Annotated in this window: 12 protein-coding genes; 4 read left to right on the forward strand and 8 right to left on the reverse strand. The window is 73.7% G+C overall.

Features of this window, described 5'->3' with window-relative positions; all coding sequences use genetic code 11:
• Positions 1–27: 27 nt before the first annotated feature.
• From cydD to BAY60_RS21945, 3 genes are read right to left on the reverse strand one after another with little or no spacing between them, the layout of a single operon-like run.
• Entirely contained in the window at positions 28–3,426 is a 3,399-nt protein-coding gene (cydD, locus tag BAY60_RS21935) for a thiol reductant ABC exporter subunit CydD (protein ID WP_112282936.1), read from the reverse strand.
• Positions 3,423–4,445, reverse strand: coding sequence for a cytochrome d ubiquinol oxidase subunit II (cydB, locus tag BAY60_RS21940; RefSeq protein WP_112282937.1), 1,023 nt, complete (start codon positions 4,443–4,445; stop codon positions 3,423–3,425). Before cydB ends, cydD begins: the two co-directional genes overlap by 4 nt.
• A gap of 31 nt (positions 4,446–4,476) precedes the next feature.
• A complete protein-coding gene (locus tag BAY60_RS21945) occupies positions 4,477–5,883 on the reverse strand; it encodes a cytochrome ubiquinol oxidase subunit I (RefSeq protein ID WP_112282938.1) in 1,407 nt (468 codons plus the stop codon).
• A 214-nt stretch (positions 5,884–6,097) separates the two neighbouring features.
• On the opposite strand from BAY60_RS21945, the gene BAY60_RS21950 reads away from it, so the two are divergent.
• The 3 genes from BAY60_RS21950 to BAY60_RS21960 all read left to right on the forward strand — a co-directional run bounded on the left by BAY60_RS21950 (position 6,098) and on the right by BAY60_RS21960 (position 9,655).
• Complete coding sequence (locus BAY60_RS21950; RefSeq protein WP_112282939.1) at positions 6,098–7,075, forward strand: Acg family FMN-binding oxidoreductase; 978 nt, start codon at positions 6,098–6,100, stop codon at positions 7,073–7,075.
• Entirely contained in the window at positions 7,072–7,809 is a 738-nt protein-coding gene (locus BAY60_RS21955) for a hypothetical protein (RefSeq protein ID WP_112282940.1), read from the forward strand. The genes BAY60_RS21950 and BAY60_RS21955 overlap by 4 nt, the downstream gene beginning before the upstream one ends.
• A gap of 103 nt (positions 7,810–7,912) precedes the next feature.
• Entirely contained in the window at positions 7,913–9,655 is a 1,743-nt protein-coding gene (locus BAY60_RS21960; protein ID WP_112282941.1) for a sensor histidine kinase, read from the forward strand.
• Between the two features lie 13 nt (positions 9,656–9,668).
• Here the strand turns inward: BAY60_RS21960 and BAY60_RS21965 are convergent, their stop codons facing one another.
• The gene (locus BAY60_RS21965; RefSeq protein WP_112282942.1) at positions 9,669–10,328 is read right to left on the reverse strand and encodes a response regulator; all 660 of its coding nucleotides are present in this window, start codon (positions 10,326–10,328) and stop codon (positions 9,669–9,671) included.
• A 183-nt stretch (positions 10,329–10,511) separates the two neighbouring features.
• Between BAY60_RS21965 and BAY60_RS21970 the strand changes: the two genes are divergently transcribed.
• A complete protein-coding gene (locus BAY60_RS21970) occupies positions 10,512–11,501 on the forward strand; it encodes an Acg family FMN-binding oxidoreductase (protein WP_112282943.1) in 990 nt (329 codons plus the stop codon).
• A 17-nt stretch (positions 11,502–11,518) separates the two neighbouring features.
• On the opposite strand, the gene BAY60_RS21975 is transcribed toward BAY60_RS21970, so the two are convergent.
• From BAY60_RS21975 to BAY60_RS21990, 4 genes are all read right to left on the reverse strand, one after another.
• Positions 11,519–12,175: a response regulator gene (locus tag BAY60_RS21975; RefSeq protein ID WP_112282944.1), complete on the reverse strand. Its 657-nt coding sequence runs from the start codon at positions 12,173–12,175 to the stop codon at positions 11,519–11,521.
• The gene (locus tag BAY60_RS21980) at positions 12,172–13,848 is read right to left on the reverse strand and encodes a sensor histidine kinase (RefSeq protein WP_112282945.1); all 1,677 of its coding nucleotides are present in this window, start codon (positions 13,846–13,848) and stop codon (positions 12,172–12,174) included. The genes BAY60_RS21975 and BAY60_RS21980 overlap by 4 nt, the downstream gene beginning before the upstream one ends.
• 70 nt (positions 13,849–13,918) lie before the next feature.
• Positions 13,919–14,320 (reverse strand): pyridoxamine 5'-phosphate oxidase family protein, encoded by a 402-nt coding sequence (locus tag BAY60_RS21985; protein ID WP_245992746.1) that lies wholly within the window; start codon positions 14,318–14,320, stop codon positions 13,919–13,921.
• A gap of 100 nt (positions 14,321–14,420) precedes the next feature.
• Positions 14,421–14,957, reverse strand: coding sequence for a MarR family winged helix-turn-helix transcriptional regulator (locus BAY60_RS21990; RefSeq protein ID WP_112282946.1), 537 nt, complete (start codon positions 14,955–14,957; stop codon positions 14,421–14,423).
• Positions 14,958–15,015: the final 58 nt, after the last annotated feature.

Genomic DNA, 15,015 nt, shown 5'->3' on the forward strand with positions numbered 1-15,015 from the left:
CGACGGCCGCGGGCGTAGGGCCCTAGGTCACGCGCTGCGCGCCAGAGGGACCTGGCGGGCGCCCCCCAACGGAACGGCGGGCAGCGCGGGGAACTCGTCCGGGCGATGGCTGACGATCACCGCCGCCCTGCCCGTGGTCAGCTCCGTGAGGTCCGCGGCGAGCACGTCGGCCGTGGCCGCGTCGAGATGCGCCGTCGGTTCGTCCAGCAGCAGCACCGGGCGGTCGGCCAGGATCGTCCTGGCCACCCCGAGCCGCTGCCGCTCACCACCCGAGACGGGGGTGCCGTGGGCGCCGAGCGCGGTGTCCAGCCCGTGCGGCAGGGCCGCGAACCAGCCGCCGAGCTGCGCCGCACGCAGGGCGGCGACAAGCTCGGCGTCGGTGGAATGCGGCGCGGCGAGCCGCAGGTTCTCGCGCAGTGTCGAGTCGAAGAGATGGCTCGCGGGGCCGCACCAGCCGATGCCCGCGCGCACCTGCGTGCCCGCCAGTTCGCGCGCGTCGGCGCCGCCGACGGTGACGCGGCCCCGCGCCGGGTCGAGGCAGCGCATGAGCGCGGCCAGCACCGTGCTCTTGCCGGACCCGGAGGGCCCGGTCAGCACGATCCTGCTGCCCGGGGACACGGCGAGGCCGACGTCGCGCACGGCGTCCGCGCCCGCACCCGGCCAGCGCACCGCGAGCCGCTCCGCGGCCAGGGGCGTGGCCGCCGGGACGGGGCGCGGCCGGGCCGGCTCGGTCGCCGGGGCCGGGGTGTCGCCGAGCGAGGCGAGCCTGCGAGCGGCGTGGCCCGCGCCCAGCAGCCGCTGCGCGTTCTCCGGCAGCATCGCCACCAGCTCGGCGCAGGCCAGCGGGGTCAGCGCGAGCACGGCCAGCCCCGGCCCGCTCAGCTGGCCCGCACGCAGCGCGGTGATGCCCAGCACCGTGCAGGCCACCATGGTGCCGCCGATGGCCAAGGTGGAAAGCCCCATCCCGAGCCCCCTGGCCAGAGCCGAGCGGCGCAGGGCGGCGGTGAGCCGGTCGCCGTCCCGCCGCACCCGGGCGTGGCGGGCCCCGACGGCACCGAACGCCACCAGATCCGGTGCCGCGTCGAGCAGTTCCACCGTCCCCGCGGCCACCTCCGCCCGCAGCAGGCCGGTGCGCCGCTGCGCCGCCCTCGCGGCGAGCACGGACAGCGCCGGCGCGGCGAGCCCCGCGGCCAGCAGGCCCGCGGCGAGCGTGAGCCCGGCCGAGGGCAGCAGCAGCCCGAGCCCGGTCGCGGCGCCCGCGCCGACGAGGGCCGAGGCCGCCACCGGGATCACGCCGCGCACCAGCACGTCCTGCTGGGAGTCCACATCGGACACGAGCCGGTCGAGCAGTTCGCCACGCCGCAGCCGGGCGGTCGCGGCGGGGCCGAGCCGCACGAGCGACGTCCACACGCGCACCCGCAGGTCGGCCAGCGCCCGCAGCGCGGCGTCGTGGGAGACCAGCCGCTCGACGTAGCGCAGCACGCCCTTGCTGATGCCGAACGTGCGCACCGCGACGATCGCCACCGTGAGGGTCAGCACCGGGGGGTGCAGCGCGGCGGTGGCGATCAGCCATGCCGAGGTCGCGGTCAGCGCGACACCCGAGCCGAGCGCGCCCGCGCCCGCCGCGGCGGCCAGCGCCAGCCGCAGCCGGTAGGGCCGGATCGCGGCGGGCAGCCAGCCCCAGCGGCCCCGCGCCTGCCCCGCGGGTGCGGGCCGGTCGCCCGGCTCCTCCTCGCGCGGTGAGCCGGGCGCGCGTGTCCTGGCGCCGGGCACCGCGTCCGGCCGGGCCGGGGCCGGCGCGGCGTCCTGCGGGGACGGCGGCCGCAGGGTCACCACGCGGTCGCACGCCCGCAGCACCGCGGGCCGGTGCGTCACCACCAGCGCGGTCCGCCCGGCGAGCGCGCCGGGCAGTGCCGCGAGGATGGCGTCCTCGGTCTCGGCGTCGACCCCCTCCGTGGGCTCGTCGAGCAGCAGCAGCGGGCGGTCGAGCACGAGCGCCCGCGCCAGCGCCACCCGGCGCTGCTGGCCGGTGGACAGGGCGGCGCCGAGCTCGCCGACGGCCGTGTCCAGCGGCACGTCGAGCGCCGCCGCCTCGGCGGCGGCCAGCACGGTGGCCCGGCTCGCGTCCGGCGAGCCGAGGCGGATGTTGTCCTCCACCGTGCCGGAGACGAGCCGGGGCCGCTGCGGTACCCACGCGATGCGGCCGAGCCAGGACTCGGGGTCCACCTCCGGGAGGGAGATCCCCCCGGCTTCGACGGTGCCCGCGCCGGGACGCCTGCGGCCCAGCACCACGTCGAGCAGCGTCGACTTGCCCGCACCGCTCGGCCCGGTGATGCCGACGACCTCGCCGCCCGCGACGGTCAGCGAGAAGCCGTCCAGGATCGGGCCGCCGCGGCCCTCCACGCGCACGCCGGCCAGCCGCAGCCCGGTGCGGGCCGGGTCGGGCGCGGGCAGGTTGCCCTCGGGCGCGCCCTCGTCGGCGAGGACCTCGAAGGCCTCCTCGGCGGCGGCCAGTCCCTCGGCGCTGTCGTGGAAGCGGGCGCCGACGGCGCGCAGCGGCAGGTACACCTCGGGAGCCAGGATCAGCACGACCAGCGCGGTGTGCAGGTCGAGGGTGCCGGAGACCAGCCGCAGCCCGATGGACACGGCCACCATCGCCACCGACAGCGTGGCGAGCAACTCCAGCACCAGTGCGGACAGAAACGCCACGCGCAGGGTCCGCATGGTCTGGGCGCGGTAGCGTTCGGTGACCCGCCGGATCGTCGCCGCCTGGGTTCCGGCCCTGCCGAAGGCGCTCAGCACGCCGAGTCCGGCGACGAGGTCGAGGAAGTGGTTGCCCAGCAGCGCCAGCGTCCGCCACTGCCTGCGGGTGTCGCGCTGGGTGTACAGGCCGATGAGGATCATGAAGATGGGGATCAGGGGCACGGTGACGGCGACGACCACCGCCGCGACCCAGTCCTGCAGCAGGATCCACGCGGTGACCGTGGCCGGGACGACGGCGGCGACGAGCAGCTGCGGCAGGTAGCGCGCGAAGTAGCCGTCGAGGCCGTCCAGGCCGCGGGTGGCGATCGTGGCCAGCTCGGCGGGGGACCGGCCGCCCGTGCGCGCCGGGCCGGGACGCAGCACGTGCGCCATCAGCTTCGCGCGCAGCTCGCCGATGACGGAGGCCGACGCCCGGTGCGCGGCCGACTCGGCCGCCCACGCCAGCGCCGCCCGACCGGCGACCACGGCCGCGAGCAGCGCGACCGGCGCCGCCAGCGCCGCCAGGTCCGCTCCGCCGAGGAAGGCGTCGGTGACGATCCCGGCCAGCAGCCCGGCCTGGGCGATCACCAGCGCGGCGGTGAGCACGCCCACCGCCGCGCAGCCGAGCACGAACGGCCTTGCGGAGCGCGCGTGCCGGAGCAGCCGGGGGTCGAGCGGCCTCACGGCTGCCTCGCGGGCAGGCCCGCCGAGGCCGGGATCGCCGCGCGGCCGATCCGCTTGCGGAACACCCAGTAGCTCCACGCCTGGTAGATCAGCACGATCGGGGTGAACGCCACGGCCACCCACGTCATGATCGTCAGCGTGTACGGCGTGGACGCCGCGTTCGTCGTGGTCAGCGTGCCCGCGGCGGCGGTGATCGAGGGCAGCACGTTGGGGTACAGCGAGCCGAACAGGGCGACCGTGGTGGACACGATGGCCACGGCCGTGCCGGTGAACGCCCAGCCGTCGCGGCCCTCACGGGTCGCGACGAGGCTGCCGACGAGCCCGAGGGCGGCGACGGCCACGGGCGCCAGCGTCCACGCCTTGCCGAAGTCGGCCTGCGTCCAGATCAGGAAGCCGCCCGCGGCGAGGATGGCGGCCAGCCCGAGCGGGAGCACGAGCGCGCGGGCCCGCTCGCGGATCTCGCCCTCGGTCTTGAGCGCCAGGAAGATCGCACCGTGCAGGGTGAACACGCTCAGCGTCGTCAGTCCGCCCAGCAGGGCGTAGGGGTTGAGCAGGTCGAAGAAGGAGCCGGTGAAGTTGTGGTCGGCGTCCAGCGGCACGCCCCGCACGATGTTGCCGAACGCGACACCCCACAGCAGGGCGGGCACGGCCGAGCCGCCGATGATCGCGTAGTCCCAGCCCCGCCGCCACCGGGCGCTGTCGATCTTGCCGCGGAACTCGAACGCCACCCCGCGCAGGATGAGCGCGACGAGGATCACCAGCAGTGCCAGGTAGAACCCGGAGAACAGGCTCGCGTACCAGAGCGGGAACGCGGCGAAGGTCGCGCCGCCCGCGACGAGCAGCCAGACCTCGTTGCCGTCCCACACCGGGCCGATCGTGTTGATCATCACGCGGCGGTCGGTGTCGTCGCGGCCGAGCACGGGAAGCAGGGAGCCGACCCCGAAGTCGAAGCCCTCCAGGACGAAGTAGCCCGTCCACAGCACGGCGATGAGGATGAACCAGATGTCGGTGAGCGCCATGATGTCGATGTTCCTTTTCGGACGCTTCGGTCTAGTAGGCGAAGACGGGTTGTTCGGGCTTGGTGTCGCCGGAGGGCTCGTCCGGCACCTGCGGCTCCAGCTGGGGCGGTCCGGCCTTGGCGTAGCGGTACATCAGGATCCCGTCGACCACCGCGAGCACTCCGTAGAGGACGGTGAACACGACCATCGAGGTGAGCACCGACCCCGCGGCGACCGAGGGGGAGACGCCGTCGGCGGTGCGCAGCACGCCGTAGACCACCCACGGCTGCCGGGCCATCTCGGTGAAGATCCAGCCGACGCTGTTGGCCACGAACGGTGCGGCGATCATCGCGATGGCCGCGCGGTAGAACCACCGGCCGCCCGGCAGCCGTCCGCGCCGCATGGCCCACAGACCCGCGATCGCCAGCAGGCCCATGAGGAAGCCGAAGCCGACCATGACGCGGAACGACCAGTACGCGATCGGGACGTTGGGGGTGTAGTCGCCGGGCCCGAACTGCTGCTCCGCCTGCCGCTGCAGGTCGTTGATGCCTTCCACCCGGCCGTCGAGGGCGCCGGTGGCCATGAACGACAGCACGCCGGGCACACGGACGCTGAACAGCTCCTCGGAGCCGTCGAGCGAGCCGATGGTGAACAGCGAGAACGACGCCGGGCCCGCCGAGTCGTACAGTGCCTCGGCCGCGGCCATCTTCATCGGCTGCTGCTCGGTCATCACCCTGGCCTGGAGGTCGCCGCTGACGACCACGCCGACGCTGGAGACGAGCATGAGCCACAGCCCGAACAGCATCGAAGGCCGGTACACCGGCACCTCACGCCGCTTGCGCAGGTGCCACGCGCTGATGCCGACGAGCACGGCCGCGGCGGTGAGGAAGCTGGCGAACATCGTGTGCGGGAACGTCACCAGCACGGTGGGGTTCGTCAGCACCGCGCCGAAGTCGTTGAGCTCGGGCCTGCCGGTCGCCTCGTTGATCGTGTAGCCGACGGGGTGCTGCATCCACGAGTTCGCGGCGAGGATGAAGTACGCCGAGAGCATCGTGCCGATCGAGGCGGCCCAGATCGTGGCCAGGTGCACCCGCTTCGGCAGCCGGTTCCAGCCGAAGATCCACAGTCCCAGGAACGTCGACTCCATGAAGAAGGCGAGCAGTCCCTCGATCGCGAGCGGCGCGCCGAAGATGTCGCCGACGAAGCGGCTGTAGTCGCTCCAGTTCATGCCGAACTGGAACTCCTGCACGATCCCGGTCACCACGCCCATGGCGAAGTTGATGAGGAAGAGCTTTCCCCAGAACTTCGTCATCCGCAGGTAGTGGTCCCTGCCGGTCCGCACCCACATCGTCTGCATGATCGCGACCACGAGCGAAAGGCCGATGGTCAGCGGCACGAAGATGAAGTGGTACACGGTCGTGATGCCGAACTGCCAGCGGGCCAGATCGAGCGCGTTCATGGAGGTTCTCCCCTGTCGGTCCCAGTCCGGATCCAAGATCGGGCAAGCACCGCGTCACGGTTAGGGCCGAACGTCCCCGGCCGGAGGGACCGTTGGGCACCGCGGGCGAAGTGGGGACCTAAGGCCCTGCCCTCGCGGGACGACTGCCGCTGCCGGCAAGCGGGTATCCCCAGCACGCTGGATGCCGAAGGCCCACCGTGTTCTGGAGGTCGTGATGACCGGCATCACCGCGCAGGCGGATGTGCTCGGCGACGCCGCGCTGCGTGCGGCGATCCGGGCGCCGTCGCCGCACAACACCCAGCCGTGGCGGTTCCGGGTCGGCGGGGAACGGATCGACCTGCTGCTCGACCGCGACCGGGTGCTGCCCGTCTGCGACCCCGGCGCCCGCGAGGCGACGCTCGCCTGCGGCGCGGCGTTGCTGAACATGCGGCTCGCGGTGGCCGCGTCGGGCCGGGCGGCCACCGTTGACCTGCTGCCCGACCGGCGCGACCCGGACCTGCTCGCCAGCCTGCACCTCGGTGCCGAGCAGCGGCCCACGCCGGAGGAGCGACGGCTGGCGGGCGCGGTGCCGTTCCGGCACACCAACCGGCGGCCGTTCCTGGACCGCCCCGTGCCGGTGGCGGCCCGGCACGCGCTCACCGGCGCGGCGGCGGCCGAGGGTGCCACACTCGTGCTGCTCACCGAGCCGGGCAGCTTGGACACCGTCGCCGGGCTGCTGCGCAGGGCCGACCGGATCCAGACCGACGATCCGCGGTTCCAGGCCGAGCTGCGCCGGTGGACCCACGGCGGCGAGCGCACCGATGGCGTGCCGCGCTCGGCGGGCGGGCCGCGCGCCCTCGACGGCGGCCTGCTCACCTTGCGGGACTACGGCTGGCACGACGACAAGCGGCGCCGGCCCTTCGAGAACGCCCCACTGGTGGGCGTGCTGACCACGCACGGCGACACCCGGCTCGACATCCTCCGCGCCGGGCAGGCCATGCAGCGCGTGCTGCTGGCGGCGACCTCGGGCGGCCTCGCCGCGTCGTTCCTGTCACAGCCGATCGAGGTCGGCACGACCAGGGAGGAGCTGCGGCGGCTGCTCGGTCCCCACGAGCACCCGCAGACCGTGCTCCGCTTCGGCTACGGCTACCCGGGCGCGCCCACGCCGCGCAGGCCGGTCGCCGAGGTCAGTGACCGGGAGGAGGACCGGTGACCGCGACACTTCCGGCGAGAGCCGCCGCGCACGTCTGGTCGGCGCAGGAGAAGAGCGTGCTCGTGCGCGCGGCACTGCACACCGACTCCTGCGGCGTCGGCAGTCCATGGACGGTGGAGGTGCACGAGCAGCGCGTGGAGATCTACGAGCGGTTCCGCGCGGCGAGCTGGCTGCACGACGGCGCGGGCCGCGACCGGGTGCTCGCGTGCGGCTCGGCACTGGCGGGGGTGGCCGTGGCCATGCGGGTGCTCGGCTGGCTGCCGGAGACGGTACTGCTGGGCGACGCCGCCCGGCCGGATCTCGCGGCCTGCGTCACCGCGCGGGCCAGGCTCCGCCCCGGAAACACCGACGCGCGCCGGTTCCAGGCGTTGTTCGACCAGCGCAGGCACCGGCACACCGTCGACCCGGCGACGCTGCCGGGCGACGTGCTCGACGAGATCGTGCACGCCGGGGCGGCGCGGGGTGTGTCGCTGGTGCCGTTGTCGTCGTTCACGCCCGCCAGCCGCAAGCAGACGCTCGACCCCGGGCTGCTGGTCGTGACGGCCGCGGACGGGCGCAGGGACCAGATCCTGGCCGGAGCGGCCATGCAGCAGGCCACCCTGGCGGCCAGGACCAGGGAACTCACCACCGCGCCGCAGATCGGCCCGTTCCAGTTCCGCGAGTTCCGGCAGCGCGTGCTCCGCAGCTGTGGCCTCAGCGGCAGCCCGCAGCTGTTGTTGCGCCTGGGTACCTGACCGGATCGTTTCCGGTGCACGTTCCGGCAGGTAGGCCGCTCATGCAACATGTGAGTAGGCTGGAACGATCAGACAGTGTGACCGTCGCCCGATGGGAGACCGGATGTCGGCCCACGTGACACCCGCAGGCGCTCCCGGCGAGCCGCCGATGCCCACCAACGCACTCGCCGGGCTGCGGCTCGACGAGCTGCTGCACGAGGTGCAGGAGCGGCTCACCGAGATCGTCAAGACCCGCGACCGGCTGCAGGGTCTGCTCGACGCCGTGCTCGCCGTGGCGACCGGGCTGGAACTGGACTCCACACTGCAGCGGATCGTGCAGGCGGCGGTGGACCTCGTCGACGCCCAGTACGGCGCTCTCGGTGTGCTGTCCGACGACGGCTCCGGGCTCTCGGAGTTCGTCTACGTCGGCATCGACGAGGAGACCAGGGCGCAGATGGGGCATCTGCCCGAGGGCCGTGGCCTGCTCGGCGTGCTGATCGAGGATCCGCGCCCGGTGCGGGTCGCCGACCTGGCCAAGCACCCGGCCTCGGTCGGCTTTCCGCGCAACCACCCGCCGATGCACAGCTTCCTCGGCGTGCCCGTGCGGGTGCGGGACAAGGTGTTCGGCAACCTGTACCTCACCGAGAAGCGGGGCGGGGCGGAGTTCACCGCCGACGACGAGGTGGTGCTGCAGGCACTGGCGGCCGCCGCGGGCGTGGCCGTGGACAACGCGCGCCTGTTCGAGAAGTCGCGGATGCGGGAGCGCTGGCTGGGCGCGGTCGCCGAGATCAACGGTGAGCTGCTCGGCGGGGCGTCGGTGGACGCCACGCTGCGGCTGATCGTGCAGCGGGTCCGGGAACTGGCCGCCGCCGAGGACGCGTTCATCCTCCTCGCCGACAGTGAGGGCTCCGACTGGGTGACCGTCAGCGTGGTGTCGGGCGAGCGCAGCGACGGGCTCGTGGGGCTGACCGTGGACACCCAGGGCGACTCCGCTGTCGCCGACGTGCTGCGCACGGGAGAGCCGCGCCTGCTGCCGGATCTGGCCGCCGCCATGCCGGAAGGCCCGAAGATCGGCTCGGCGGGGTTCGGGCCCGCCGTGGCCGTTCCGCTGACCAGCTCCTCGGGCGCGGGCGGCCTGCTCGTCACGGCGCGGCCCAAGGGGGCGGCCGCCTTCGCCGCCGACCAGCTGCCGATGCTGTCGTCGCTGGCCGACCAGGCGGCGGTGGCCCTGGAGTTCGCCGACAAGCAGCGCAACCAGCGGCTGCTGGACCTGCTGGCCGACCGCGACCGCATCGCGCAGGACCTGCACGACCATGTCATCCAGCGGCTGTTCGCCACCGGCATGAGCCTGCAGGGCACGCTGCGCCGCATCACCGACGAGCACGCCCGCGGGCGGGTGCAGCAGTCGGTGGAGCAGCTGGACCGCACGGTCCGCGAGATCCGCACGTCGATCTTCGACCTGCACACCACCGGTGCCGACCGGCCGGCGAGCCTGCGCAGGCGGCTGCTCGACGTCGTGGCCGACCTGACCACCGACGCGACGGTGTCGCCGTCCATGCGGATCTCGGGCGCCGTCGACACGTTCGTGCCACCACAGATCGGCGAACACGCCGAGGCGGTGCTGCGGGAGGCGCTGAGCAACGCGTTGCGCCACTCCGGCGGCGACGAGATCGCGGTGGCGGTGGAGGCCGACGCCGACACACTGGTCGTCGAGGTGGCCGACAACGGCGTCGGGATCGGCCCGGACGTGCGGCGCAGCGGCCTGGACAACATGGTCCGCAGGGCGCGGCAGTGCGGCGGCGACGCGACCACCGACGACGCGCCGGGCGGCGGCACCCGGGTGCGCTGGCAGGTGCCGGTGCGGTGAGCCCGGCGGGTGGCTACTCGCCGGGGTGCTTCGGCCCGCCGGACCTGCGCAGCTCGGTGGCCAGGACCGCGGCCTGCGTCCTGCGCTGCATGCCCAGCTTGCCGAGCAGGCGGGAGACGTAGTTCTTCACCGTCTTCTCGGCGAGGAACAGGCGCTCGGCGATCTCCTTGTTGGTCAGGCCCTCGCCGATGAGGTCGAACACGGCTCGCTCCTGCTCGGACAGGGCCGCGACCGGGTCGGCCTCCACCCGCTCGCGGCGGATGCGGTTCATCAGCGCCGCGGTGGTGCGGCTGTCCAGCAGGGAGCCGCCGGAGCCGACGGTGCGCACAGCCGAGATCAGGTCGGAGCCGAGCACCTGCTTGAGCACGAACCCGGACGCTCCGGCCATGATCGCGTTGAACAGCGCCTCGTCGTCGGCGTAGGACGTGAGCATCAGGCAGCGCATGTCGCTGCTGCGCGACAGCAGCTCCCGGCACAGCTCGACGCCGTTGCCGTCGGGCAGGCGCACGTCGAGCACGGCCACGTCGGCACCGGAGGCGGGCACGCGGGTCAGGGCCTCGCTCACTGACGCCGCCTCCCCGGCGATCTCCATGTCGGGTTCGTCGGCCAGCAGGTCGGCAAGACCCCGGCGCACGATCTCGTGATCGTCGACGAGGAACACACGGATGGTCACGCCTCACACGATAACGCGCACCCGGTGCCCGCCACATGATCCGCAAGTCTCGTGGACGGAGGGGCTTTGTGCCCTAGCCCCAGGGGCCGTCGGCATGGCTGGCTGTTCGGCAGGCCAGAAGTCCCTGCGGGAAAGGACTTCCGAATCGCGAACCGGAGCCACGATTCGGGGATTGTGTCGGGTATGGAGAGCACGCACGTATGGTCGACCGGCGAGACCGACGTCCTCGCGAGGGCGGTGGTCCGCGCCCCGTCGGTGCACAACACCCAGCCCTGGTCGCTCGACCTCCCGGACGGGCAGGCGCTGCTGTCCGAGCGCACCGACCTCGCGCTGCCCTACCATGATCCGCTCGGCCGTGACCGCTCGCTGTCCTGCGGTGCGGCGGTGGCGAACCTCGAGCTCGCGATGCGCGTGCTCGGCGCCGGCACTCACGTGGCGTTGCTGCCGGACGAGCACCAGCCGGACCTGGTCGCACGGCTGACCGCCGAGGGCACCCGGGTACCGAGCGACACCGACCTGCACCGCTACTCGGCCATCGCGCGGCGGCGCAGCTACCGGCACGCCTTCTCCGGCCAGCCGGTGTCGGACTACGACCTCAAGGACCTGCGCGCGGCCTGCTCGGCCGAGGGCGTGCAGCTGCGGGTGCTCAGCACCCGCGACGAGCTGGTGGTGCTGGCCGACATGCTGGAGTACGCGGGTGCGGCGCTGCAGCGCAACCACGCCTACCAGCGGGAGCTGGCCCTGTGGACGGTCCGCGACGAGCGCGCCCACCGGCACGGCGCGGGCATCGCCCGTAGCGCGCTGCCCGCCTCCAGCCTGCCGTGGGCGGGCATCGTGCGGCCCGCCACCGCGCTGCCGGACCGCGAGACGCTGGCCTCGCGGCTGCAGGAGGAGACGGTGCTGGTGTTCCTCACGGCGGGCGACTCGCGGCTCGATCATCTCAACGCCGGCATCGCGATGGAGCGGACCTGGCTCGCCGCCGTCGACCTGGGACTGGCCGCCGCCGTGCAGACGCAGCCGCTGCACCTGTCCGAGGCGCGGTCGAGTTTCGTCGAGCGGCTGGGCCTGCCCGGCTATCCGCAGGTGCTCATGCGCGTGGGCCACCCGCTGGCCGCGGTGCCGCAGAGCCCGCGCAGGCGGGTGGCCGAGGTGCTGGACGCCCCGCGGGACTGACCCGGGACCGAGGCGGCTCACCCGCGCCTGCCGTTCGGCGAGCGCGTGCGCCGCGTCGCGAACACGGCGGCCTCGGTGCGCCGCTCGAAGCCGAGCTTGTGCAGCAGCGACGAGACGTAGTTCTTCACCGTCTTCTCGGCGAGCACGAGCTCCGCGGCGATCTGCCGGTTGGTCAGCCCCCTGGCCACCAGGTCCAGCACCCGCCGCTCCTGCGGGCTCAGCGACTCGTAGCGCGGGTCCGGCTCGTGCTCGCCCCGGAGCTTGACCAGCATCGCCTCGGTCAGCTGCTCGTCGATCAGCGAGGCGCCCGCGGCCACGGCCCGCACGGCCGACACCAGCGCGGCGCCCGAGATCTGCTTGAGCAGGTAGCCCGAGGCGCCCGCCATGATCGCCCCGAACAACGCCTCGTCGTCGGAGAACGACGTGAGCATGAGGCACGCGGGCGGCGGGTCCACTGCGGTGCGGATGTCGCGGCACACCGTCACGCCCTCGCCGTCGGGCAGGCGCACGTCGAGGATCGCGACGTCGGGGCGCACCTGCGGGGTCCGGGCCAGCGCCTCAGCGGCCGTGCCCGCCTCGCCCACGACCCGCAGGTCGGGCTCGGCCTCCAGCACGGTGCGCAGTCCCGTGCGGACCACCTCGTGGTCGTCGAGCAGGAACACCGCGATCGTCATGACCGTCCTCCTGGTCTGGGCAGGGACACCGTCCAGTTGAGCACGGTTCCGCCACCGGCAGCCGGGGTCAGCGTCAGCCGCCCGAGCCAGCGCGCGGCCCGTTCCGCGAGGTTGGCCAGGCCGCTGCGCCGCCCGGGCCGAGCGGGCATCCCCGCGCCGTTGTCGGTGACCGACACCGACAACGTGCGGCCGCCGCGGTCGAGCGCCACGGTCACCGACACCTCGGTGGCCGCGGCGTGGCGGGCGGTGTTGCTCAGCGCCTCCCGGAGCGTGGCGACGACGTCGGGGCGCACCGCCGAGGGCACGGCGGTGTCCAGTGGGCCCTCGAAGGAGATGCGGGGCTCGAACCCGAGCGCGGGGGAGGTGTCCAGCACCACCCGCAGCAGCTCGGAGCGCAGCCCGCCCGGTCCTTCGGCGGGGTCGGTGTCCTGCAGCGAGAAGATGCTGTTGCGGATGTCGCGGATCGTCCGGTCGAGTTCGTGCACGAACCCGCTGACCTGCTCGGCGATCCGCGGGCTGCTGGTGAGCCTGCCGAGGCCCTCCAGCCCGAGGCCGATGGCGAACAGCCGCTGGATCACCAGGTCGTGCAGGTCGTGGGCGATGCGCTCGCGGTCCTCGAACACCGCCAGCCGCTCGCGGTCCCTGGCCGCCCTGCCGAACTCCAGCGCCAGAGCCGCCTGCGCGGCGAACGTCTGCACCAGCTCCACCTCGTCGTCGCCGAACGGCGGCGCGTCGCCGACCTTGGCCACCAGCAGCACGCCGAGCGTGTTCGACCCGACGGTGAGCGGGACGGCGACGGCCGAGTCCAGCTGCGCCACGATGGCGGGCAGCCGCGCGTCGGTACGCTCCTGCTGGTAGTCGGCCACATGGGCGCCGTAGTCGCGCACGACGATTGCCTTGCCGGTGGTGAAGGCCTCGCCGGTGGCGGTGCCCTCGGTGGACACGCTCAGCCCGGTGATCGGCTGGGGCACCGCGCCCGCCGTCTCCACGATGTCGAAGACGAGCGTGCCGGGACGGTCCTCGTCGGGGCGGGCGATCGCCCCGACCGTCGCTCCCGACACGGCACGGGCCCGTTCGGCGATCAGGCGCAGCGCCGCCTCGGGGTCCTCTCCACCGAGCAGTGTCGCCGTGACCTCCTGTGACGCGGCGAGCCAGCGTTCGCGCAGCCGGGTCCGCTCGAAGAGGGTGGCGTTCTGGATCGCGACCCCCGCCGCGGCGGCCAGCGCCACGACGACGTCCTCGTCGTGCTGGGTGAACTCGCCGCCGCCGCGCTTGTCGGTGAGGTAGAGGTTGCCGAACACGGTGTCGCGCACGCGGATCGGCACGCCCAGAAACGAGCGCATCGGGGGGTGGCCGGGCGGGAAGCCGGACGCGGCGGGGTGTTCGCGCAGGTCGGGCAACCGCAGCGGGCGGGGCTGGTCGATGAGCAGGCCGAGAATGCCCTGGCCGGTGGGCAGCGGCCCGATGGCCGCGCGGGTCTCGTCGTCGGTGCCGACGCCGATGAACTCGGTGAGCCCGCCCTCCGGTCCGATGACCCCGAGCGCGCCGTAGCGGGCGTCGGCGAGGTCCCGCGCGGCGAGCACGATCCGGTGCAGCACGTCGGGCAGGCTGAGGTCCTGGGCGACGCTCACCACCCCGTCGAGCAGGCGGCGGACGCTGGCTTCGCTCACCATGCCCCCATAGGGCCGACGCTGTTGTGCTGGAAGTCTAGGCGTCCCGGCGGGCCACCGATACCGTCCGCGCTCAGCCGAGCCTGCGGCCGGTGACCACCTCGATCGGGATCCGCAGGAAACGGTCGTCGGTCCGGGGCCGCCACGACAGGTCGGGCAGGGCCGCGGCCACCGAGCCGTTGCGCAGCTCGGCGGCCCTGCCCAGCACGGTCACGTACCAGCCGCTGGCGAGATCGGGTGCGAAGATGTCGGCCTCGAAGGCCACCACGTTGCCGTCCGCGGCGGCGAACAGGGCGCTGCCCGCGGGCGCACCGCACAGGACGTCCTCGTCGCGCAGCACGAACCGCACCGGTTGCACGGCGGGAAGGCCACGCCGCGTGTAGACGACCCTGCCGACGTTGACCGCCGACAACAGGGCCACGCACTCGTCGCGCCGCAGCACTTCGAGCCCGAACGAGTCCAGCATCGCGCCCATCCCGTGAAGCCTCCAGATCCCCGCCTCACCGTGCAGCGAGCGCGCCCGTGCCGGTAGGGCCGTTCGGCCCGGCACTTTCGCCCGGATCCGCCGCGGCCGGTCAGAAGCGGCGCTTGGCCTCCGCCGCGGCCGAGCCGGCCATGAGCTTGTCGAGCAGCCCGATCAGGGTCGCGCGCTCGTGCGCGTCGAGCGTGTTGGCCCAGGCCTGCTCGCGCTCGTTGTGGGCCCGGTAGTCACTGGTGATCGTCTCGCGGCCGGCCGCCGTGAGGGTCAGCTGCACGGCGCGCCGGTCGTGCTCGGCCTGCCTGCGCTCGACGAGCCCGCCGCGTTCGAGGGTCTTGACGAGCGCCGACACCGCGGCGCGGCTCATACCGGACAGTTCGGCGACACGTTTGGCCTCGAGCGGGCCCGCCAGCCACAGCACGAACAGCACGCGGAAACCGGGCCAGCTCAGCCCGCGCGGGCGGTGCACCGCCGACTCCAGGTCGTAGACCAGCGCGCTGGTGAGCCGGTGCAGTGTGAGCACCAGCCGCATCGCCTCCGGGTCGATGCCCTCCAGCTCGGTGCTCGTCCTGGCGATCGCGAAGTCGACGAAGGACAGGTAGTCGAGCTCGCCGTCGGCAGGCTGGGCTGTCATGGGCTCAGGTTAGCCCTTGCCGTCGGGACCAGATCGGCGCTACGGTACTGCCACAACC

Origin of the sequence: Prauserella muralis (assembly GCF_003202285.1) — a bacterium.
Taxonomy (GTDB): domain Bacteria; phylum Actinomycetota; class Actinomycetes; order Mycobacteriales; family Pseudonocardiaceae; genus Prauserella_B; species Prauserella_B muralis.

Coding starts and splice junctions, on each gene's coding strand:
- cydB (WP_112282937.1), bottom strand. CDS start 4,445: ATGGCGCTCACCGACATCTGGTTCATCCTCATCGCCGTGCTGTGGACG.
- BAY60_RS21945 (WP_112282938.1), bottom strand. CDS start 5,883: ATGAACGCGCTCGATCTGGCCCGCTGGCAGTTCGGCATCACGACCGTG.
- BAY60_RS21950 (WP_112282939.1), top strand. CDS start 6,098: ATGACCGGCATCACCGCGCAGGCGGATGTGCTCGGCGACGCCGCGCTG.
- BAY60_RS21960 (WP_112282941.1), top strand. CDS start 7,913: ATGTCGGCCCACGTGACACCCGCAGGCGCTCCCGGCGAGCCGCCGATG.
- BAY60_RS21970 (WP_112282943.1), top strand. CDS start 10,512: ATGGAGAGCACGCACGTATGGTCGACCGGCGAGACCGACGTCCTCGCG.
- BAY60_RS21975 (WP_112282944.1), bottom strand. CDS start 12,175: ATGACGATCGCGGTGTTCCTGCTCGACGACCACGAGGTGGTCCGCACG.
- BAY60_RS21980 (WP_112282945.1), bottom strand. CDS start 13,848: ATGGTGAGCGAAGCCAGCGTCCGCCGCCTGCTCGACGGGGTGGTGAGC.
- BAY60_RS21985 (WP_245992746.1), bottom strand. CDS start 14,320: ATGGGCGCGATGCTGGACTCGTTCGGGCTCGAAGTGCTGCGGCGCGAC.
- BAY60_RS21990 (WP_112282946.1), bottom strand. CDS start 14,957: ATGACAGCCCAGCCTGCCGACGGCGAGCTCGACTACCTGTCCTTCGTC.